The 20,916-nt window shown below is 59.6% G+C and carries 16 protein-coding genes and 1 tRNA gene; 10 read left to right on the top strand and 7 right to left on the bottom strand.

What is annotated here, in order from left to right; translation table 11 throughout:
• Nucleotides 1-163 precede the first annotated feature (163 nt).
• Nucleotides 164-1,183 carry an ABC transporter substrate-binding protein gene (locus FHT87_RS22100; protein WP_183804857.1) on the bottom strand — a complete coding sequence of 340 codons (1,020 nt, stop codon included), beginning with the start codon at nt 1,181-1,183 and terminating at the stop codon, nt 164-166.
• A 654-nt stretch (nt 1,184-1,837) separates the two neighbouring features.
• Between FHT87_RS22100 and FHT87_RS22105 the strand changes: the two genes are divergently transcribed.
• The 6 genes from FHT87_RS22105 (at nt 1,838) to FHT87_RS22130 (ending at nt 7,823) form a co-directional block, all read left to right on the top strand.
• Nucleotides 1,838-2,845: an ABC transporter substrate-binding protein gene (locus FHT87_RS22105; RefSeq protein WP_183804859.1), complete on the top strand. Its 1,008-nt coding sequence runs from the start codon at nt 1,838-1,840 to the stop codon at nt 2,843-2,845.
• Nucleotides 2,846-2,891: 46 nt separating this feature from the next.
• On the top strand, nt 2,892-3,473 hold the full coding sequence (locus FHT87_RS22110) for an SCO family protein (protein WP_183729612.1): 582 nt from the start codon (nt 2,892-2,894) through the stop codon (nt 3,471-3,473).
• Nucleotides 3,439-6,072 (top strand): GAF domain-containing protein, encoded by a 2,634-nt coding sequence (locus tag FHT87_RS22115; RefSeq protein WP_183729615.1) that lies wholly within the window; start codon nt 3,439-3,441, stop codon nt 6,070-6,072. Before FHT87_RS22110 ends, FHT87_RS22115 begins: the two co-directional genes overlap by 35 nt.
• On the top strand, nt 6,069-6,434 hold the full coding sequence (locus FHT87_RS22120; protein ID WP_183729619.1) for a response regulator: 366 nt from the start codon (nt 6,069-6,071) through the stop codon (nt 6,432-6,434). Before FHT87_RS22115 ends, FHT87_RS22120 begins: the two co-directional genes overlap by 4 nt.
• Before the next feature lie 12 nt (nt 6,435-6,446).
• Complete coding sequence (locus FHT87_RS22125; RefSeq protein ID WP_183729622.1) at nt 6,447-7,586, top strand: response regulator; 1,140 nt, start codon at nt 6,447-6,449, stop codon at nt 7,584-7,586.
• 162 nt (nt 7,587-7,748) lie between these two features.
• Nucleotides 7,749-7,823: transfer RNA gene (locus FHT87_RS22130), tRNA-Glu, on the top strand.
• A gap of 179 nt (nt 7,824-8,002) precedes the next feature.
• Here the strand turns inward: FHT87_RS22130 and recJ are convergent.
• From recJ to FHT87_RS22150, 4 genes are all read right to left on the bottom strand, one after another.
• The gene (recJ, locus tag FHT87_RS22135) at nt 8,003-9,805 is read right to left on the bottom strand and encodes a single-stranded-DNA-specific exonuclease RecJ (RefSeq protein ID WP_183804861.1); all 1,803 of its coding nucleotides are present in this window, start codon (nt 9,803-9,805) and stop codon (nt 8,003-8,005) included.
• Nucleotides 9,806-10,245: 440 nt separating this feature from the next.
• A complete protein-coding gene (locus tag FHT87_RS22140) occupies nt 10,246-11,571 on the bottom strand; it encodes a homoserine dehydrogenase (RefSeq protein ID WP_183729627.1) in 1,326 nt (441 codons plus the stop codon).
• A gap of 66 nt (nt 11,572-11,637) precedes the next feature.
• The gene (locus tag FHT87_RS22145) at nt 11,638-12,855 is read right to left on the bottom strand and encodes an LL-diaminopimelate aminotransferase (RefSeq protein WP_183729630.1); all 1,218 of its coding nucleotides are present in this window, start codon (nt 12,853-12,855) and stop codon (nt 11,638-11,640) included.
• A gap of 223 nt (nt 12,856-13,078) precedes the next feature.
• Nucleotides 13,079-13,501: a hypothetical protein gene (locus FHT87_RS22150; protein WP_183729633.1), complete on the bottom strand. Its 423-nt coding sequence runs from the start codon at nt 13,499-13,501 to the stop codon at nt 13,079-13,081.
• A gap of 148 nt (nt 13,502-13,649) precedes the next feature.
• On the opposite strand from FHT87_RS22150, the gene phaC reads away from it, so the two are divergent.
• A complete protein-coding gene (gene phaC, locus FHT87_RS22155; RefSeq protein ID WP_183729636.1) occupies nt 13,650-15,479 on the top strand; it encodes a class I poly(R)-hydroxyalkanoic acid synthase in 1,830 nt (609 codons plus the stop codon).
• Between the two features lie 281 nt (nt 15,480-15,760).
• Nucleotides 15,761-17,101: a tlde1 domain-containing protein gene (locus tag FHT87_RS22160; RefSeq protein WP_183729639.1), complete on the top strand. Its 1,341-nt coding sequence runs from the start codon at nt 15,761-15,763 to the stop codon at nt 17,099-17,101.
• Here FHT87_RS22160 and FHT87_RS22165 read toward each other — a convergent pair.
• Entirely contained in the window at nt 17,098-17,952 is an 855-nt protein-coding gene (locus tag FHT87_RS22165) for a LysR family transcriptional regulator (protein ID WP_183729642.1), read from the bottom strand. The genes FHT87_RS22160 and FHT87_RS22165 overlap by 4 nt on opposite strands.
• Nucleotides 17,953-18,039: 87 nt before the next feature.
• On the opposite strand from FHT87_RS22165, the gene FHT87_RS22170 reads away from it, so the two are divergent.
• Both FHT87_RS22170 and FHT87_RS22175 read left to right on the top strand, forming a co-directional pair.
• A complete protein-coding gene (locus FHT87_RS22170; RefSeq protein WP_183729645.1) occupies nt 18,040-18,741 on the top strand; it encodes a haloacid dehalogenase type II in 702 nt (233 codons plus the stop codon).
• Between the two features lie 22 nt (nt 18,742-18,763).
• Nucleotides 18,764-19,555, top strand: coding sequence for an aldolase (locus FHT87_RS22175; RefSeq protein WP_183729648.1), 792 nt, complete (start codon nt 18,764-18,766; stop codon nt 19,553-19,555).
• A gap of 6 nt (nt 19,556-19,561) precedes the next feature.
• Here the strand turns inward: FHT87_RS22175 and FHT87_RS22180 are convergent, their stop codons facing one another.
• On the bottom strand, nt 19,562-20,719 hold the full coding sequence (locus tag FHT87_RS22180) for an aminotransferase class I/II-fold pyridoxal phosphate-dependent enzyme (protein WP_183729651.1): 1,158 nt from the start codon (nt 20,717-20,719) through the stop codon (nt 19,562-19,564).
• Between the last annotated feature and the right edge of the window lie 197 nt (nt 20,720-20,916).

A 20,916-nucleotide genomic window follows, 5' to 3' on the forward strand; every position in this document is an offset into this window, starting at 1 on the left:
TGGGGCACGCCAGGGCACGTGAATGGGCAGTGCATATTCTTCTCGGGAAAGTGCCAACGTTTCGCAATGAGAACCAATCCTAAAGGATTGGACAACCGGGGGCAGCTCGCCTCCTTGCCCGGGCCATCTCCTCGTCTCGCGTTCCACTTATCACCTCCCTCTTCTATCCCTTCAACTCCTTCTTTAGTTCGTTGAAGAAACGCCAGTCAGTGCCCTCGGCCAGGAGCTTCTGGGGTGTACTCTTGAGCATCCCGACTTCGTGGAGGCGTAGGGCATAGAAGCGCAGGGTGTCCTCAGCGCTATACTCGCGCCACTGATATGGCAGCGCCTTCATAACTTGTAGGGCATGGTCATAGCGCTTAGTATAGCCCTGTTCCACCATGAATTGTGCAGATTGCTGGGGCTCGCTGGCGCAGAAATCCGCCGCTTTCAAGATGGCGCGGAGGGCGCGCTTGGTGGCCACCGGATTCGTGCGGACGAACTCTCGATTCCCAGCCAGCATGCAGCAAAAGTATTGCGACCAAGGCCGGTCCACGGTGCTGCTAATCACCACATGGCCGATTTGCTGCTCCCGCATCTCCTGTGGTTCGGGAGGGAAGCCCAGATAGGCATCGATCTTCCCCTCACTTAGGAGCCGGACGGACTCGGGTCCGGGATACGCCACGAAGTGTATGTCCTTACGGACGTCCAGGCCGACGTAAGCCGCGATCGAGGCGAGGAAGACGAATCGGCTGGAATCTAGCGCCGGTACCGCCACGGTCTTCCCCTTGAGGTCGCGGATCGTCTGGATGCGATCGGTCCCGAACAACTCAAAGCAGCCGACGTGGAGTCCTGCCAGAATGACGATAGGATCCCCCGCCTCCAGGCGGAGAAGGAGCGGAGCGGCGAAATGCCCATTGAGATCGGCTTCGCCTGAGGCCAGGGCCGTCTCGATGTCTGCGGTTCCCTCCTTCCGGAGGTGCTGCACTTCGGTGAACCCTTCGCCGTGCAACAGTTCTTCGGCTACATATTGGGGCGCCTGACAGATGCTGGGAATCCTGACGAGCCGGATCCGCGTCGTCTCGGGCGGCGGCTCCGTAGCGGCTCGCGTGGGGTACCAGCCTAGGAGCCCAGCAGTCCCTGCCAGAGTTATCCCACGCAGGAACCTCCGTCGGCTAAACCGTCCAGGGTATAGGGTATACATGGTGTCCCTCCCTTCCAAATGCTGGCCAGCGTGACATGAAGAATGTACCCATGGGGCCTCTGACCTCGCATGAACAGATACAGCTTCGTACGGTTTAACTGGATTGCGAATAATAGCACATAGGGTGCACGAGGTTAAACCCGCGGCAGGGTGCACGGAAGCAAAGCAATGCTATCTCCGCGCTCGCGAGCGGTAGGCGCGGTCCTCGAACAGCGCGCGGCGGCTTCGCTCGCCTGTGGTTCGTTTGCCGCGCCGCTCTATTAGGCGAAAGTGCTGCACCGTAAGTCTGGCTAATCAGTTCGGCTTAAGGCAGGTACCGAGCGAGACTATCAAAGTCGGCGTGAAGATGTCCGACTAGTAGGCGAGCCGGTTGCTGCCGGAAAGCTTTCCTCTCGATACCGGCGCCGCCAAGGTGTATAATCTTAGCGGTGGAAACTTCAGTGCCGGCGCGAGAACTCACCCTTAGGCGCTCTCCGCAGTGATAATTACATTGCCCGAAGTTTCTGCCCTCTGGGATCATTTTTTTAGCGATTCTGTTTGAAATTTTCCTGCTGAGTTTGGAGGGGATTCACTCCGATGCAGATCATTCAGGAACGCTGCCAAAACGTTCGGGTGTAATCCGAACGTTGTGCTTTTCCAGGGAAGGAGAGCACTATGCAACTGATGCTAAACCGGCGCCGTTTCTTGGCAAGCGCCACGTCCGCAGTCGTCGCTAGTCTGGGCGGCGCAGTGGAGTCGTTAGCCGCGGAAGCGCCATTAGAAACCAGCACCATCCGCTTGGCAAAGATCAGGGGCATCTGTATCGCCCCCCAGTTCGTCGCCGAGGAGTTGCTGCGTTTGGATGGGTTCACAGACATCCGCTATGTGATGGCAGAAGCAGGCTACGCCCAGGCCGAGCAGATCGCGCGCGGTGATGTGGATTTCAGTTTGAACTTCGCTGCACCACTTGCCCTTGCGATCGATGCGGGTGAACCGATCACCCTGCTGGCGGGCGTGCATTCCGGCTGCTTCGAGCTGTTTGGAAACGAAAGTATTCGCGGCATCACAGATCTGAAGGGAAAAACTGTAGGCATACAAGGCTTGGGTTCAACGCCGCACGTGTTCGTGACCAGCATGGCTGCCTATGTCGGGCTTGACCCACAAAGGGACATCCGCTGGGTGACCAATCCGTCCGTCAGGCCAATGGAGCTTTTCGAGAACGGAAAAGTCGACGCGTTCCTTGGCTTTCCACCCGAACCCCAGGAACTGCGCGCCCGCAACATCGGTCACGTTGTCGTAAACAGTGCCATCGATCATCCCTGGTCGCAGTACTTCTGCTGCATGCTCGCAGGCAATGCGAACTTCGTTCGGAACAACCCCGTCGCCACCAAGCGCGTGTTGCGCGCCATTCTCAAGGCGGCAGACCTATGCGTGGCCGAGCCACGTCGCGTTGCACGACAAATCGTCGATGGCGGGTTCACCGCCAACTATGATTATGCCCTGCAAACGATGAGCGAGGTGCCCTACGGCAAATGGCGCGATTACGATCCCGAGGACACGATTCGATTTTACTCCCTGCGGCTGCATGAGTCCGGCATGCTCAAGTCGAGCCCGCAAAAAATCATCGCCGGCGGTACCGATTGGCGCTTCCTCAACGAGGTGAAACGCAAGCTGAAGATGTAGGCGAGTGGCCAGACACGCTCTTTCGGGAGGGAAGAAGGGGGTTTCAATGAGATGGCCAGCACAGATTCTGCTGTTGATGTTGCTAGGCGCGCCAGCGCAGGCGCATGATACATCGCACGACGAGCGTTTGCCGACCATCGGAGCGGCGCCGGACTTTACTCTGACGTCGCAGGACGGCGTACCTGTGTCACTCCGCGATCTTCGCGGCAAGGTCGTCGCCGTCGCGTTCATCTTTGCTTCCTGTACCGACATTTGCCCGATGCTGACCGACAACATGGCGCGTGTGAAGGACGCGCTTGGCCCTGTGTTCGGGCCGCAGATCAGCTTCGTTTCGATCACGGTCGACCCCGAACGGGATACACCTGAAGTGTTGAAGCAATACGCGCAGAATTTCGCCGCCGATGTGAAGGGCTGGGTGTTTCTTAGCGGCGATCCGGCAGTCGTTCACGATGTGGGGCGGAGGTATGGCGTCATAGCGAGGAAGACCGTGGGCGGCGACGTCGATCATACCCTGTTGACGTCGCTCGTGGATCGTAGCGGTAACTTACGCGTGCAGTATATCGGAGCTGGTTTCGATTTGGAGGAGTTCCGCAGTGATCTTCTCAGCCTCGTGGATGAAGCCCGGTAGCGTCGCGACCCGGCTGATTGGTTGGATTGCGCGCCTGCCGGTACGCGTTCAGACCAAGCTCCTAATCGCGTTCCTGTCGATCGTCGGACTGCTGATCGTGCTCGGGGCGGTCGGGTTGCAGGTGTTGAGCGGGGTCAACGATCAGACGACCGAACTGATCAAGCTGCAGCGCAAGATCGCAGCCTATCGCCAGGTCCAGCACGACACGTCCAACCAGCTGTACAGCATCTCGACGGCACTTTTGCTTCAAGATGAGAGGATGTTGGATGCGGCGCTACGCCAGCTCAACCAGTTTGGTTATGATCTCGATCGGATGGAGTTCGTCGCCGTGAGCGAGGTGGAAGTGCTCGGTCAGGTCCGGCTTGAGTATGACCGGTTTACGGCCGGTGTGACGCGCGGCGCGGGACTCATCCGCGCCGGTCAGACTGAGGAAGCACGCAACGTTCAACTTAATGAGATCATGCCTTCGGCCGACCGGCTCGAACGGCTGATGAACCAGTTGGTCAACATGGCCGAAGCCGAGATGGTGACGGCTATCGAGGTGACGGAGGGAGCCTACGACACCTCGCGACTGGTGGTAGTGTCCTTTGCTGTGGGCAGTATCCTCTTAGCGCTGGGTCTTGGCTACGTCATCTCCTGGTCGCTGATCGAGCCCGTCAAGAAGATTGAGACGCGTCTACGCCAGATAGCAAGCGGCGACTTTGCCCAACAGGTTGCAGTCGGCAACCGGGACGAGCTGGGAGTGCTCGCCGACAATGTCAACCAGACCTCTGCGCAGTTGGGGCGGCTTTACCAGGAAATTGAGACCCGGAACCGAGAGCTGACTGAAGCACTTGAGCAGCAGATGGCGACGAGCACGATTCTGCGCACGATCGCCGCTTCCCCGACCGACATTCAGCCTGTCCTGAATGCCGTCGCCGAGAGCGCGGCAAAACTCTGCGACGCCTACGACGCGATCATACTCCTGAAAGACGGTGAGTCGCTGACAATCAGGGCGCATTACGGCCCGATTCCGATTGACTTCGTCAGGTGGCCGATCAGCCGTGAGTGGATTTCTGGTCGCGCCTTTGTTGACAGAGAAACCGTTTTCGTAAGCGACCTCACCACCGCAGGCGATGATTTCCCTGCGGGCCGAGAAATGGCGATGCGGCTTGGCCATCGGACCACGCTTGCTGCCCCGCTCCTGCGGGAAGACGAAGCCATCGGAACTCTGACAATCCGTCGTATCGAAGTTCGCCCGTTCAACAGCAAGCAGATCGAACTGCTCACCACCTTCGCCGACCAAGCGGTGATCGCGATCGAGAATGTGCGTTTGTTCCAGGAGGTCCAGGCGCGCACGGCCGAACTCGCGCGCTCTGTCGCCGAATTGCAAGCGCTTGGAGAGGTCACCAAGGCGGTCAATTCGACGCTTGATCTCGACACCGTGCTGCAGACGATCGTAGCTAAGGCCGTACAACTCTCGGACACGGATGCGGGTACTATCTATGTGTTCAGCAGCACCAAGCAACAGTTCCGTCCGCGCGCAACTTACGGAATGAGCGACGAGCTTGTTGCTGCGATTTCTGGGCAGACCATCTCTCTGAATGATCCGGTGATCGGTGAAGCCGCCCGGCGCCGCGAACCTGTTCAAGTGCCCGAACTCGGCGAAGGCACGCCGACTCCCGCTCAGAAAATTATTCGAGACGCCGGATATCGCAGCGTTCTGATTGTTCCATTGCTCAGGCCGAACAAGATTGTTGGCGCTCTCGTCGTCAGGCGCCGCGAACCCGGGGAATTTGACGAGCAGATTGTCCACCTGATGGAAACTTTTGCCGCTCAGTCGGTACTGGCCATTCAAAACGCCAAGCTGTTCCGCGAGATTGAGGATAAAGGCCGGGAGCTTGAGACCGCAAGCCGCCACAAATCTCAGTTCCTCGCAAACATGAGCCATGAGTTGAGGACGCCGCTTAATTCGGTTCTGGGCTTCACCGAACTTCTGTTCGACGGCATATACGGCGAGCTTCCAGACCGGGCAAAGGCGACGGTGGCGCGAGTACAGGCCAACGGTCGCCACCTCCTGGGACTCATTAACGACGTGCTCGATCTTTCAAAGATCGAAGCCGGCCAATTGACACTGGCGTTTGACGATTATTCCCTTGCGCAGATCGTTCGAAGTACCGCCGCTGCGGTAGAGCCGCTGGCGCGGGAAAAGGGCCTCGTGTTCACCGCGACACTTGCCGACGATCTTCCGACCGGCCGCGGTGACGAGCGCCGTCTGACTCAGGTCCTGCTCAACATCGCCGGGAACGCTATCAAGTTCACCGAGGCGGGGTCGGTCAATATTCTGGCCAGCGCAGCCGATGGCCACTTCGAGATCGTCGTGCGGGACACCGGCCCGGGCATCGCGCCTCAAGACCAAGTTCTCATCTTCGAGGAATTCCAGCAGGTAGACAACAGCAGCACCAAGCAGAAAGGAGGAACGGGTCTCGGTCTGGCGATCTCGAAGCGCTTTGTTGAAATGCACGGCGGAACAATAACCGTGGAGTCGGAGGCCGGTTCCGGTGCGACCTTCCGCATAACGGTCCCAATTGATGCAGGGGAGCGCGATCAAGCGGCATGAACAAACGAATCCTGATGGTGGAAGACACAGAAGACAATCGCCAGATCGTGCGCGACCTCATCGCGACCACCGAATACGAACTGATCGAGGCCGCGGATGGCGCCGCCGGCGTTACGGCTGCAGCGGCCCACAGGCCGGACTTGATCCTTATGGACATCCAGTTGCCCGTGATGGACGGATATGAAGCGACACGCCGCATCAAGTCCGACCCAGCGCTCCGGCACATCCCGATCATCGCCGTCACCTCCTATGCGCTGTCCGGCGATGCGGCAAAAGCCCTTGCTGCAGGGTGCGATGGCTACATCGCCAAACCATTCAGCCCGCGATTGTTGCTGGCAAAGATTCGTGAATTCCTATCTTAGGGAGGCTGCACCATGCATCATCCGCCCCGCATTCTTGCCGTCGACGACACGCCGGAAAATCTTGAGATCCTGCGGATGCGCCTCGAGGCGAATGGTTACGAAGTGGCGACCGCCGCGGATGGCGAAGAGGGGCTCGCTAAAGTGCGCGACCTCATGCCTGACCTCATCCTTCTCGACATCATGATGCCGAAACTCGACGGTATCAGCGTCGTGCGCATACTTAAGCAAGACGTTTCGTTACGATCAATCCCGGTCATCCTCGTGACTGCAAAAGCCGACACGGGAGATGTCGTAGAGGGGCTGGATGCGGGTGGCGACGACTATCTCACTAAGCCATTCGAGCACAAGGCGCTGCTGGCGCGTGTCCGATCGATGCTACGGCAGAAGGCGCTTCACGACACCGTCGAAGCCCAGGCACGGAGCCTTCAGGACCTGACCGCGCAATTGACGGCGTGGAACCAATCCCTCGAACAGAAAGTGGCGCGGCAGGTCATGGAGATCGAGCGGATGGCTCGGCTCCGACGGTTTCTGCCCGCCCAGGTTGCCGATCTCATTGTTGCGGCCGGCAATGGCGAAGCGCTTCTCCAAAGCCACCGCCGTGAGGTCACGGTGGTTTTCTGCGATCTACGCGGCTTTACGGCATTTGCCGAAACTGCCGAGCCTGAAGAGGTGATGACGGTTCTTGGCGAGTACCATTCCTGCCTCGGTGAACAAATCACCCGCCACGAAGGGACGTTGGAACGGTTCGTGGGCGACGGCATTCTTGTGGTCTTCAACGACCCATTGCCCTGCGCCAGCCATACTGAGAGTGCTGTTTCAATGGCCGTGGCGATGCGTGACGCAATTGACGAGCATTCAGAACGATGGCGCAAGCGGGGCTATTTGCTCGGTTTCGGAATCGGCATCGCCCGGGGCCATGCAACCATCGGGCAGATTGGTTTCAACCAGCGCTCGGACTATGCGGTCATCGGTACTGTAGCGAACCATGCGGCCCGATTGTGCGAGGAGGCCAAGTCTCGTCAGATCCTCGTCAGCCAACGCGTCTTCGGCGCCGTCGAGTCATTCGTCGAATCCATTCCTGTTGGCGAATTGACTCTGAAAGGTTTCCACCGCCCGATGCCAGCTTACGAAATTGTTCGGTGGCTTGGCTGACAAAGTTAGCAGCGGGAGGCAGTGACTATACGAGGCAATAAAGCCGCTCTTTTCGGCTTTTCCACAAGCCCAACAAAAAACTGCACAATCCGGCAAAAATTTCTTATTTTGCCGCTTGCGGTGCAGAAAAGTGCTGACTATAAGGGCGCCACCACAGAGCACGCGCCCTTCGTCTATCGGTTAGGACGACAGATTTTCATTCTGTAAAGAGGGGTTCGACTCCCCTAGGGCGTGCCACTCTCCTCCAATATTTCCTTTTATTTTTATAGAGTTATCTCGGTACGCTCGCTGAGCCGCGATGTGCGAATTGACGGCGGCGTGCCGCTTGGTATGCCCGTCACTCGTCCTCGCGGAAAAGCACCATTTTTCCAGCTCAGCCGACCTGCCCTCATCCTGACCTCTTGCCCTTCAGCCCGTCACTTGGCCGGCGCGCCGTCGCTGATCCGCAGCTGGATTCTGCGCGAGCCTTGATAGTGTTCGGCACCGAGCGAGCCTGCGACATGCACGTTGGCGCCGCGAGAGTTAAGAAGCAGATTGCCGAGCGGGGTCTCGGCAGCCCTGAAGGCGATGCCGTCGAGGCGTGCGCCATCCATGGCTTCCAACGTCACTTTCACATGCCGTTCGCCGACTAGACGGGAATCGCGCACACGATGGCCCGGTACGGCAAAGAGCGGCTGGGAATGTCCCGAGCCATAAGGTCCCGCCGTTTCCAGACGGTCGATAAGCTCGATCGTTGCACCGCTTGCAGCGATGGCGCCATCGATCTTCAGTGTTTCATTGGCGACGAGGGCCGACACCGTCTTCTGGGCCTTCTCGGTGAAGAAAGTGCGCAGCAGGCCGAGCTTGCTGCGCTCCACGGTCAAACCGGCCGCCATGGCGTGTCCGCCGCCCTTGACGAGCAGTCCCTCATCAACCGCTGCACGCACCATCCTGCCCATGTCGAAGCCATTGATCGAACGCCCCGAGCCGGTACCCCTGCCGGATGGATCGAAGGCGATGGCGAAGGCAGGTCGCTTGAATTTTTCCTTCAGGCGCGCGGCAATGAGGCCAACAATACCGGGATGCCATTTCTCATGCGCGGTAACGATGACAGAGGCCCCCTCGCCGTCTCCATACTCGGCTAGCGCTTCGGCCTCAGCCTCCTGCAGCATGACCGCTTCCATGGCCTGACGCTCGCGATTGAGTTCATCCAGCCGCTGGGCGATGGCTTCGGCCTCTACGGCATCATCCAGTGTCAGCAGGCGGCTTCCAAGCGCTGCATCGCCGATTCGTCCGCCGGCATTGATGCGCGGACCGATCAGGAAGCCGAAATGATAAGGCGTAACAGGGCCTGCCAGGCCCGCCTTGCGGAAAAGTGCTGCAAGACCGGCATTGCTCTGGTGGCGCGCGGCGACCAATCCTTTGACCACATAGGCGCGGTTGAGCCCCTTGAGAGGCACGACATCGCAGACGGTGGCGAGTGCGACGATATCCAGCCACTGCAGGAGATCGATCGCGAGAATGCGCTTGTCTCCTGCCTCTCGCAGCAGGCGCAGCGTTGCGACAAGCACCATGAAAACGACACCCGCCGCACAAAGATGCCCCAGGCCGGAAAGATCGTCTTCGCGGTTTGGATTGACGAGGGAGTGGCAAGGCGGCAGCTCGTGTGTCACCTGGTGGTGATCGATGACGACGACATCGATGTTGCGGTCTGCGGCAGCCGCCAGCGTCTCATGACTGGTGGAGCCGCAGTCGACGGTGACGATCAGGCTTGCACCGTTGTCGATTAGCTGATTGATGGCCGTCGGATTGGGGCCGTAACCTTCGAAGATGCGGTCGGGAATGTAGATATGCGCCTTGACGCCGAAATGGGTCAGGAAGCGATACATGAGCGCGGAAGAGGCCGCACCGTCGACATCGTAATCGCCGAAGATCGCAACGGGCTCACTATTACGGATCGCCGCGGCAAGGCGTTTGGCGGCCTTCTCGCAGTCGGTCAGCTTGTAGGGATCAGGCATGAGGCTGCGGATCGTCGGATCGAGGAATTCGACCGCCTCATCCACCGCAACGCCGCGCCCGGCAAGCACGCGGGCGATCAGGTCAGGCAGGCCATGCATCTGCGACATGGCGAGCGCGCGGTTTTGCCCCGCCTGGTCGAGACGTGAAACCCAGCGATTGTCGAGAACGGACCTTTCGACGCCCAGGAAGGCGCGCGGTACCGGATCGACCATATCTGCCATGCCAAACTCCGCTTTCATCATCTGCCTCTTTTTACAGATGCGGAACGGATAGCAAAGCGGTGATTTGAAGGCTGTGGATTACCAGAAAAGTGTCCAGATAACCAAGCCGATACCCAGTGTCTGAACGAACACGATCGAAAGCAGGATCAGGAGCGTAGCCCAATTTCGCCCTTGCGGCCCCTCGCATTCGAGGGCCACTCCAAGGGTCGCCTGATCATATCTCTGTAAATCCGCCCGAGGACTCTCAAGCTCCGTGGGAGCATGATCATCCGTATGCTGCTCGATATTCCTCAACCCACGACTCCAACATCTCGCGGATTGATTATATCTATATCTCAATATCTGTTAATATAAATTTTGGCGAAGTGCCTTGATTAATAACAGAAAACCCGTCCGAGTGACCTCGGACGGGTTGAACCGTTCCAAACTGGAACAAAGCGTCAGGATTCTTCCTTCGGACGTTCGATGCGGATCACCTGCGGCTCTCCGACGAGGTAGCCCTCCTCCTTGATCGCCGCGACTGCCTTGCGCACGGAATCCTCCATTGTCGCATGAGTGACGAGGACGATCGTCTGATGATGCGAGGGCGCCAGATGCTGCTGGGAGCGTTGGACAATCGATTCCAGCGAAATCTGGTTTTCAGCCATGCGGGTGGCGACGCTGGCGAAGACGCCGGTGCGGTCGAGAACGGTCAGGCGAATGAAATAACCGCCTTCATGGCTCTGGATCTGCGCCTTGCGGTAAGGCTCCAGTGACTTTGCCGGATGACCGAGAACGGGAACGCGCTGGGCGCCCGGCTGGCTTTTGGCGATGTCGGCGATATCGCCAAGCACAGAAGATGCCGTGGCGTTGCCACCGGCACCGGGGCCGACCATCAGCAATTCGCCGAGGATATCGGATTCGATTGCGACCGCGTTGGTGACGCCATCGACCTGGGCGATGACGGAATCAACTGGCACCATGGTCGGATGCACGCGCTGTTCGATGCCGGTATCCGTGCGCTGGGCAACGCCGAGCAGCTTGATACGGTAGCCGAGATCGGCCGCAGCGCGGATATCCTCGATCGAGATATTCGTGATGCCTTCGAGATAGATATCATCGGCGGCAATTCTGTTGCCGAAGGCAAGCGTCGTCAGGATCGACAGCTTGTGAGCAGTGTCATTGCCTTCGATGTCGAAAGCCGGATCGGCCTCGGCATAACCGAGACGCTGAGCCTCCTTCAGGCAATCGGCAAAGGACAGACCTTCCTTCTCCATCTTGGTGAGGATGTAGTTGCAGGTACCGTTCATGATGCCATAGACGCGCGAGATCGTATTTCCCGTCAGCGATTCACGCAGCGCCTTGATGACCGGAATGCCGCCGGCGACCGCCGCTTCGAAGTTCAGGAGCGAGCCCTTTTCTTCGGCAATCGTCGCAAGCTCGACGCCACGATAGGCAAGTAGCGCCTTGTTGGCTGTCACCACATGGAGACCTCGAGCGAGAGCGGCACGAACGGCTGTGTTTGCGGCGCCTTCTGCGCCACCGATCAGCTCGACGAAAACATCGATGTCGGCTTTTTCCGCCAGCTCTTCCGGGCGCTCATACCAGGCGATGCCTGTCAGATCGATGCCACGGTGCTTCGTTCGGTCACGGGCCGAAACTGCCGTAATCGTGATCGGGCGGCCGCAGGTGACTGCAAGTTCGTTGCTTTTCTGCTTGATGATGCGAACAAGCGAGGCACCAACGGTACCCAAGCCCGCAATGCCGATTTTGAGGGCATCTGCCATGGATCGATCCTGAAATGTCTCTGATGAAAGACAGCCGCAGTTTCGCGGCTGTCTTCAAGGTTGGAATTAACGGTGGGCGTTGAGCGAGATGACGTTGTGCATCGTCTCGTCGGCCGTCGACATGAACTTCTTGATGTTGCGCGCAGCCTGGCGGATGCGGTGTTCGTTCTCTACGAGCGCCAAACGGACGTAGTCGTCACCCTGTTCGCCAAAGCCGATGCCCGGGGCAACGGCGACGTCGGCCTTCTCGACCAGCAGCTTGGAGAATTCCAGCGAGCCGAGATGACGGAACTTTTCCGGGATCTTTGCCCAGGCGAACATGGTGGCCGCCGGCGGCGGCACTTCAAAGCCGGCCTTGCCGAAGCTTTCGACCATGACGTCGCGGCGACGCTTGTAGACGTTGCGGACTTCCGCAATGTCGGAGCCGTCGCCGTTCAGGGCATGGGTGGCCGCAACCTGGATCGGCGTGAAGGCGCCGTAATCGAGATAGGACTTCACACGCGTCAGCGCCGCGATCAGCCGCTCATTACCGACGGCAAAGCCCATGCGCCAGCCAGGCATGGAGAAGGTCTTGGACATGGAGGTGAATTCGACCGTCACGTCCATTGCGCCCGGAACCTGCAGCACAGACGGTGGCGGCTCGCCATCGAAATAGATTTCCGAGTAGGCGAGGTCCGACAGCACGATGATGTCGTGCTTCTTAGCGAAGGCAATGACGTCCTTGTAGAAGTCGAGGCTGGCAACGAAGGCCGTCGGGTTCGACGGATAGTTCAGGATCAGCGCCAGCGGCTTCGGGATCGAATGGCGCACCGCCCGTTCCAGCGGCGGGAAGAAGCTTTCGTCCGGCTCGACCGACATGGAGCGGATCACACCGCCAGCCATCAGGAAGCCGAAGGCATGGATCGGATAGGTCGGGTTCGGGCAGAGGATGACGTCCCCCGGTGCGGTGATCGCCTGCGCCATGTTGGCGAAGCCTTCCTTGGAGCCAAGAGTGGCGACGACCTGCGTATCGGGATTCAGCTTCACGCCGAATCGGCGGGCGTAATAGGCAGCCTGCGCACGGCGCAGGCCGGGAATGCCCTTGGAGGACGAATAGCGGTGTGTGCGTGGGTCCTGGACGACTTCGCACAGCTTGTCGACGATCGCCTGAGGGGTCGGAAGGTCAGGGTTTCCCATGCCGAGATCGATGATATCGGCCCCGCCCGCTCGCGCGCTCGCTTTCAAACGGTTGACCTGTTCGAAAACGTAAGGCGGCAAACGCCGGACTTTGTGAAACTCTTCCATCTCTTTCCCCATGGAAATGCGGCCAACTGACCGCTGTCGAAGCTCGTTCCGTCTCCCGGCATCTGCGATACGAGCTTCAGACTCGCAGCGCCGTATTCCTCTTCAACTCAAACTGCGCGGCAAATCTTTGACGGAGAGCCGCACATGAAGCGCATTATCGGGAAAATTGCATCTTCCGATCCATCCGGAAGGCTTTGCGTCCAAATCGCCTTAAAGGCAAGGCTTATTTGGTGATTTCGGAGAGCGTCGAGGCCCCGTGGTCGGCGGCAAGCGCGCGCATCTCGGCGACGCGACGCTGATATTCCGCCTCCGAGATCGCGCCTGAATTGCGCTTGCCCGTCAGCGCTGTCAGCTGGTGCTGCAGCTCGGCTGCCTGCTCGTCACTCATTTGCACGTTGGCGGCGGTCAGTGGCGCACCGAATGAGGGATAACCATCACGGCTTTTGGTCAGGCCACCTTCGACAGGCTCTCCCTTGGACGCCGGCATCACGACTGCGGTCGGCGCTGCCATGCGCTGGGCGAAGGCCTTCTTCTCCTCGGCGGTCTTGTTGCATCCGGCAAGCGCGAAGGCCATTGCCGCGGCCGCCGCGCAGATTGCTGCGGTGCGGGTGAAGGTCGCGAAATGCCCAATGCCTGTCGTCGTCATGCCTGATGATCCAATCCTGCCTGCTTCGACTGTTAAATTCGTCGCAGCGACAAAGCAATAGCACGAGAGCGGGTCTGCGGAACTTGTTTTCTTCATCGTCGCAGATGTACAACGAACAAACAGTGGATGCTGCCGCCGGAGGAAATGCGTGACCGACAGCAAGCGGGAGAATGGTGCCAAGCGGGATTTCGACGCCAAGGATCTTGATCCCTATCTCCTGAAGGATCCCGAGGCCATGGCGATGAACTTCGCCCGTGCGCTCGAAAACCTCGGCAAGGCAGCTTCAGCGTGGCTGGCCCCGCGTGAGCGTGGCGAAATCTCCGACACGGTCGTCGAACCCGTCACCGATATGGTGAAGACGCTCTCCAAGGTTACGGAGTACTGGATTTCCGATCCGCGCCGCACCTTCGAAGCCCAGACGGAGCTCATGACCTCGTTCTTCGGCATCTGGATGCGGTCGATGCAGCGCATGCAGGGCGAGACGGTCGAACAGGAGATCGAGCGCAAGGACAAGCGTTTCGCAGACGAAGACTGGCAGAAGAACCCCTTCTTCGAATTTTTGAAGCAGGTCTATTTCGTGACCGCCGACTGGGCTGAAAAGCTCGTGGCCGAGACCGAAGGGTTGGATGAGCACACGAAGCACAAGGCCGGCTTCTATGTGAAGCAGATCACCGCGGCACTATCGCCCACCAATTTCGTGGTCACTAATCCGCAAGTCTACCGGGAAACGATCGCGACCAGCGGCGAGAACCTCGTGCGCGGCATGAAGATGCTGACCGAGGATATCATCGCGGGCCGCGGCGAACTACGCCTGCGCCAGACCGACATGACCAAATTCGCCGTCGGCCGCGATATGGCGCTGACCCCGGGCAAAGTGATCGCCCAGAATGAAATCTGCCAGATCATCCAGTACGAGCCTTCGACGGAAACCGTATTGAAGCGGCCGCTGCTGATCTGCCCGCCCTGGATCAACAAATTCTACATTCTCGATCTCAACCCGCAGAAATCATTCATCAAATGGTGTGTCGATCAGGGACACACCGTCTTCGTTATCTCCTGGGTCAATCCGGATAGCCGCCATGCGCTGAAAGACTGGACGGCTTACGCAAGGGAAGGCGTCGATTTCGCGCTGGAGACGGTGGAGAAGGCGACCGGCGAGAAAGAGGTCAACGCCATCGGCTATTGCGTCGGCGGCACACTGCTCGCCGCTACGCTGGCATTGCATGCCAAGGAGAAGAACAAGCGCATCAGGACCGCGACGCTCTTTACCACGCAGGTCGATTTCACCCATGCCGGCGACCTCAAGGTCTTCGTCGACGAAGAGCAGCTTCAGGCATTGGAAGCGCATATGCAGGAACTCGGCTATCTCGACGGTTCGCGCATGTCGACGGCCTTCAATATGCTGAGAGCAAGCGAGCTTATCTGGCCCTATTTCGTCAACAACTACCTGAAGGGCCAGGAGCCTCTCCCCTTCGACCTGTTGTTCTGGAACGCCGATTCGACCCGCATGGCAGCAGCCAACCATGCCTTCTACCTGCGCAACTGCTACCTGAGGAATGCACTAACAAAGGGCGAGATGATCCTCGACGGCAAAACCGTCTCGCTGAAAGACGTCAAGATTCCGATCTACAATCTCGCGACGCGTGAGGATCATATCGCGCCGGCGAAGTCCGTCTTCCTCGGCAGCCGGTTCTTCGGCGGCAAAGTGCAGTTCGTCGTGACCGGCTCCGGCCATATTGCCGGCGTCGTCAACCCGCCCGACAAGCACAAATACCAGTTCTGGAGCGGCGGCCCGGCCAAGGGCGACTATGACGCCTGGCTTGCCAAGGCGAAGGAAACGGCGGGCTCCTGGTGGCCGCACTGGCATGCGTGGATCGAGGCGCAAGCCGGCGAGCGCGTTGCGGCCCGCAAACCGGGCGGCGCGGCACTCAACGCCATCGAGGAAGCACCCGGCAGCTATGTGATGGCGCGAAGCTGACGTCGGAAAAATCTTCCACCATCGAATCACCCCTCACCGGGCGGTGACTGCAAACCTTTGAAAAATAGCTTTCCCTAAAATATTGCGTCTCTTTTCGTGACAATCGAAGCAGAGCGCCGTGCCCGTAAACCAATTGGAAACCATAGTTCGTCATCCTTAAGAAACGGTCGCATGCCGCGGACGGGCCAAAATTCGGCCTTTTTGGGCAGTTAGCGGCTCCGGCATAGATCAGTAGTCAGTGTTGCCGGCCTGCGTAGCGAGTTTTGGAAGACGAGTAGAGTATGGCGTTTGCAGTAGGGACGTTCAATAACGTCGCCCCTTTTGGCGGATCCCCTGTTCGTTCGGGCAGATCTCGCGGTTTTCTTACCGGCATCGCAATCGCCGGACTTTTGACCTCCACGTGGCTCATCGGCGCTGTTGCGACGATGCAATCCGTGCCGATGCCGTTCTCCTCCCGAAAGGAGATTGCTCAGGTCACGGCTGCGCCGAAGGCAACACCTGTTGCCGTTGCGCATGAGCGCCTCATCCACGTGAACAAGGCTTCGCGGCTTGCGGCATTCGACGCCAAGCCGGTTGTGCCTTTGACGGCCCAGTTGATCCAGTCGCATGCGGAGAAGACATCGGCTGCCTCGAATGCAATCCTGGCACTTGCGAAAACCAACCGCCTTCCCATTGCCGTCGCGCAACTTCAGCCGGTTGCCCTCTCCGACAATCCGCGCTTCAACAAGGACGACACGCTCAAGGCGCCGCCAACCGTCGTCGAAACCGCTTCCGCTGCGTCTGACGTCGATGACAGGATCATCATTCCGTCGAAGGAAGCCGTTGCTGCTGCCGAAATGCCGGCAACGCTCGCGCTTGCCGAAGCCGGACCTCGCGTGACGCCCGTTCCGGTCGAGCCGGCGCCGGTCAATCGGGCTGCCGCTCCTGCTGCCGGCAAGCCGGCAGAGGTGGACGTTGCCGAGGCAGACAGCAGCCCGCGGCCTTTCGATCTGGTTCTGGCGCCCGATGAAGATTCCGTACCGCTGCCGATGGCGCGGCCCGATGGCCTCGTCGGCAAGCCGGCTCCGGCCTCCAAGGGTTCGCCGCGCGCTGCCGAGCCTGTGCTTGCTTATGCCAAGCCAAACTCGCCGATCGAGGATGACCAAGACGATGCAGTGCCGCGCTACGATAAGCCGGTCTTTTCGCCGCGCCTGCGCGCCGGTGTTGCGATCTACGACATCGAAAACGCTACGGTCTACCTGCCGAACGGCGAGCGGCTGGAGGCCCATTCCGGCCTCGGAAAGATGCGCGACAACCCACGCTACATCGATCAGAAGATGCGCGGACCGACGCCGCCGCACACCTATAATCTGACCATGCGTGAAGCCTTGTTCCATGGCGTAGCGGCCATTCGCCTGACGCCGGTGCAGGGTTCGGACGCGATCTTCAACCGCGTCGGCCTGCTGGCACACACCTACATGCTTGGGAAGAACGGCGATTCCAACGGCTGCATTTCCTTCAAGGATTACAAGCGTTTCCTCGCCGCCTACAAGCGCGGCGATATCAGGCAGCTCGTCGTCGTGCCCCGGATGAACAACAAGCCTGCTTCGACGCTCGCTTCGCTCTTCTCGTCGCGAACCTAAAGACTGGCCGCGAGGAAATCGGCCAGCGACCGGCTCTCCGCCGAGAGGCGCAGCTTTCCCCTGACGAGCGCAAGTTCGGATGCCGGCTGCGGATCGAACCCATCTGCCGCTGTAAGCCGGCGATGTTCAGGCAAGACGGCATCCGATGGCAGCAGGCTGATGCCGAGGCCGGAAGCGACTGCGGCCTGAACTCCCATCAAACCCTGGCTCGTATAGGCAATGCGCCAACGCCGCCCGCTGCGCTCGATGAATCGGATCGACCGTTCGCGATAGATACATCCAACAGGAAAAACCGCGAGCGGCACCGTCTCATCGTCCTTTACCGGCCGGTTCATGCTCTCGACCCAGACCAGCTCTTCCTCCCAACTGGCCAGACAGGCGCCGTCGCCGGGCTCGCGTTTGATCAGCGCCAGATCGATTTCGCCGGCGTCGAGGAGGCGGCGAAGCTCGACGCTCCATCCGCTGACAGTGTCGAGCCTTATATGCGATGAGGCAGCAGAAAAACCGGAGAGAAGATCAATGAGCCTGCGGCCGGCAAAATCCTCGGGAACACCAAGCCTGACGGTCTTGGGCGCAGTGGGCTTGCGCATGACGTCCATTGCCTCTTCTGCCGTCGCCAGCAGACGTCGCGCATAGCTCAGGAGCACTTCGCCCTCCTCGGTCGTCTGGATGCCACCCGTCGACTTGTCGCGCAGCAGCAGGGTGCGACCGATATTGGCCTCAAGCTTTTTGATCTGCTGGCTGACAGTGGACTGGGTGAGGTGAACGCGCTCGGCCGCACGCGTGAAGCCGCCGGCGTCGACCACGGCTGCAAAGGTGCGAAGAAGATCGAGGTCGAAAGCGAAGCTCATTCGATTTTCCACTATGTGAAATTACAACATTTAATTTCTCAATGACTCCATTCTTTGTCAACATGGCGAAAATCATGGAGACGACAGATGACACTTCCCGGAAATCGGCCGAGCTGGCTGACATTCGACTGTTACGGCACGCTGATCCAGTGGGATGAAGGGCTGCTTGCCGCGATGGATGCGATCCTGTCGGCAAAGGGCGGCGATATCGACCAGTCGGCCTTCATTGCTGTCTACGACCGATACGAGCATGAACTGGAACAGCAGAAGCCGCACCGATCCTTCGGCCAAGTCACCGCCCTTGCATTGGAACTGGCAATGAACGAGTTCGGCCTGCCGTTCAACACTGCCGATGCCGATCTGCTGACGTCATCGATCGGCCGGATGCCGCCCTTCCCCGAAGTCGTCAAAACGCTCGACGAGCTGAAGACTGCCGGGTTCCGGCTCGCCATTATCTCGAATACGGACGACGCGATCATTGCCGGCAATGTCGCACAGCTCGGCGGCCTCATCGACCGGGTGATCACCGCTGAACAAGCGGAAGCCTATAAGCCGTCGCCACAGATCTTCCGGCATGCCTGGAAAACACTCGACATAGGCATGGATGATCTCGTGCATATCTGCGCCAGCCCGCATCTTGACCTTGCCGCCGCGCGCGAACTCGGTTTTCGTGCGATCTGGGTGGATCGCGGCACGGGACGGAAGCCGCTCAGCGATTACCGTCCCAACGAGATCGTGCCGACGCTCAACAAGGTGCCTGGCCTATTTGCCGCAAACGGCTGGATGTAATTGACGCGATTGGAGACAAGACATGGCTCATGAACTGAACCTTGCGAAAGGACAGCCCGCGATATTGCGCAATTTGCCGCTCGATACGGACGAGATTTGGCAGGCGCGCGTCGATTTGGCGGCCTGCCTCAGAATGGCCGCGCGGCTCGGGCTCGAGGAAGGCATCTGCAATCATTTCTCGGCCGTCGTGCCCAGCCATCCCGATCTCTTCCTGGTCAACAGGCTCGGTTGGGCCTTTCAGGAGGCCACCGCTTCGTCTCTGCTGATCTGCGATTTCGATGGCAATGTCATCGCCGGCGACGGTGTGCCGGAAGCGACCGCCTTCTTCATCCATGCCCGCCTGCACAAGATGTCGCCGCGCGTCGGTGCCGCCTTCCATACGCATATGCCGAACGCGACCGCGCTCAGCATGGTCGAGGGTGAACCCTTCGTCTGGGCCGGTCAGACGTCGCTGAAATTCTATGGCCGCGTCGCGGTCGATGAAAACTATAACGGACTGGCGCTCGATGAGCGCGAGGGCGACAGGATCGCGGCCGTGCTTGGCGACAAGGACATCCTGTTCATGAAGAACCATGGCGTCATGGTCTGCGCGCCAAACATCGCCGAAGCCTGGGACGACCTCTATTATCTTGAGCGCGCTGCAGAGGTTCAGCTCAAGGCGATGAGCACCGGGCGGCAATTGATTGCTGTGCCGACCGATATCGCCGAACAGGCCGCAAAGCAGATGCGGGAAGGCGATCCGGAAAGTGCGCGCCTGCATCTCGAAAGCGTCAGGCGTGTTCTCGACCGGCAGGCCCCGGAATACCGGGACTGAAAACGCCTACCTCAGCCAGACGCCGATGCGCTCCAGCGCCTCGGCGATCTCGGCCTCCGAACCGGCATAGGAGATGCGCAGCGTATGCGGTCCTTCAACCGGATCGAAATCGAGGCCGGGGGTGGCGGCGACATTGATCTCCGCCAGCATGCGCCGCGCGAAATCCATGCTGTCATTGGTGAAGCGCGCAACATCCACATAAGCGTAAAAGGCGCCGTCCATCGGTGACGCCGGCGCAAGACCGATCTTCGGCAGGCGGTCGAGCAGCAGTTCACGATTGGCGGCATAGCTTGCCTTGACGCCATCCAGTTCATCGCCGGCACCGAGGGCGGCGGTGGCGGCGATCTGCGAAAGCTCCGGCGGAGAGATATAGAGGCTCTGGGCGACGCGCTCGATCGGACGCACCAGCCGCTCGGGCAGCACCATCCAGCCAATGCGCCAGCCGGTCATGCAATAATATTTGGAGAAGGAGTTGATCACGATCGCTTCGTCGGTCAGCTCCAGCGCGCTCGTCTCTTCTCCTGCAAAGGTCAGGCCGTGATAGATCTCGTCGGAGATGAAGGCGATGTCGTTGGCGTCGCAGTAAGCAGCAAGCGCCTTCAGGCCATCGCGACCGGTGACAGTGCCGGTCGGGTTGGCGGGGCTGGCAAGCAGCACGCCCGTCAGCTTCACGCCCTTTTCCGTCTGGATCGCTTCGAGGCTTTCTGGCGTCAGGGTGAAATGCGTTTCTGCGGTAACGGGCACTTCGACCACATTGAGGCCAAGGGCGCCGAGGATGTTACGATAGGCGGGATAGCCCGGCCGGGCGATTGCGACGGCATCGCCGGCATCGAAAAGTGACAGGAAGGCGAGATTGAAGGCGGCCGACGAACCGGTTGTGATCGCGATACGTGCAGGAGCGATCTCGAGGCCGTGGCGATCGCGATAGTGCTCGGCGAGCGCATGTTTCAGCCGTGCCGTGCCGAGCGCATCCGTATAACCGATGCGCCCTTCGGCGAGCGCCGCGCGGGCGGCTTCAAGAGCCAACTGGGGTGCAGGATGCGACGGCTGGCCGACGGCCATGGAAATGACGGGGTGGCCGCCTGCGCGCCTCTTCGTCGCCTCGGCCAGGACATCCATGGCGTGGAACGGTTCGACTTCGCTGCGTTTCGAGATGGAAAACACGATCACTTCCTGCCTGGGTTCAGATGACGGCCAGACAATTGCCGCAATAATCGGCTCATCACAATCCCGCGAGGGCTTGGATCGGAGGAAAATTCCTGTTTGATGGCGGCCCGACGCGCCGTAATTTGATGCGGACGCATCCAAGCCCATTAACCCGGTAATGGTAATTTCGCTTCGAAAACCCATCAGCCGACGAC

Source organism: Rhizobium sp. BK316 (assembly GCF_014193695.1).
Classification (GTDB): Bacteria; Pseudomonadota; Alphaproteobacteria; order Rhizobiales; family Rhizobiaceae; genus Rhizobium.

Bases quoted from the DNA above. Each gene is read 5' to 3' on its own strand.
- FHT87_RS22100 (WP_183804857.1), bottom strand. From the start codon at position 1,183: ATGTATACCCTATACCCTGGACGGTTTAGCCGACGGAGGTTCCTGCGT.
- FHT87_RS22105 (WP_183804859.1), top strand. From the start codon at position 1,838: ATGCAACTGATGCTAAACCGGCGCCGTTTCTTGGCAAGCGCCACGTCC.
- FHT87_RS22110 (WP_183729612.1), top strand. From the start codon at position 2,892: ATGAGATGGCCAGCACAGATTCTGCTGTTGATGTTGCTAGGCGCGCCA.
- FHT87_RS22120 (WP_183729619.1), top strand. From the start codon at position 6,069: ATGAACAAACGAATCCTGATGGTGGAAGACACAGAAGACAATCGCCAG.
- FHT87_RS22125 (WP_183729622.1), top strand. From the start codon at position 6,447: ATGCATCATCCGCCCCGCATTCTTGCCGTCGACGACACGCCGGAAAAT.
- recJ (WP_183804861.1), bottom strand. From the start codon at position 9,805: ATGGCAGATATGGTCGATCCGGTACCGCGCGCCTTCCTGGGCGTCGAA.
- FHT87_RS22140 (WP_183729627.1), bottom strand. From the start codon at position 11,571: ATGGCAGATGCCCTCAAAATCGGCATTGCGGGCTTGGGTACCGTTGGT.
- FHT87_RS22145 (WP_183729630.1), bottom strand. From the start codon at position 12,855: ATGGAAGAGTTTCACAAAGTCCGGCGTTTGCCGCCTTACGTTTTCGAA.
- FHT87_RS22150 (WP_183729633.1), bottom strand. From the start codon at position 13,501: ATGACGACGACAGGCATTGGGCATTTCGCGACCTTCACCCGCACCGCA.
- FHT87_RS22160 (WP_183729639.1), top strand. From the start codon at position 15,761: ATGGCGTTTGCAGTAGGGACGTTCAATAACGTCGCCCCTTTTGGCGGA.
- FHT87_RS22165 (WP_183729642.1), bottom strand. From the start codon at position 17,952: ATGAGCTTCGCTTTCGACCTCGATCTTCTTCGCACCTTTGCAGCCGTG.
- FHT87_RS22170 (WP_183729645.1), top strand. From the start codon at position 18,040: ATGACACTTCCCGGAAATCGGCCGAGCTGGCTGACATTCGACTGTTAC.
- FHT87_RS22175 (WP_183729648.1), top strand. From the start codon at position 18,764: ATGGCTCATGAACTGAACCTTGCGAAAGGACAGCCCGCGATATTGCGC.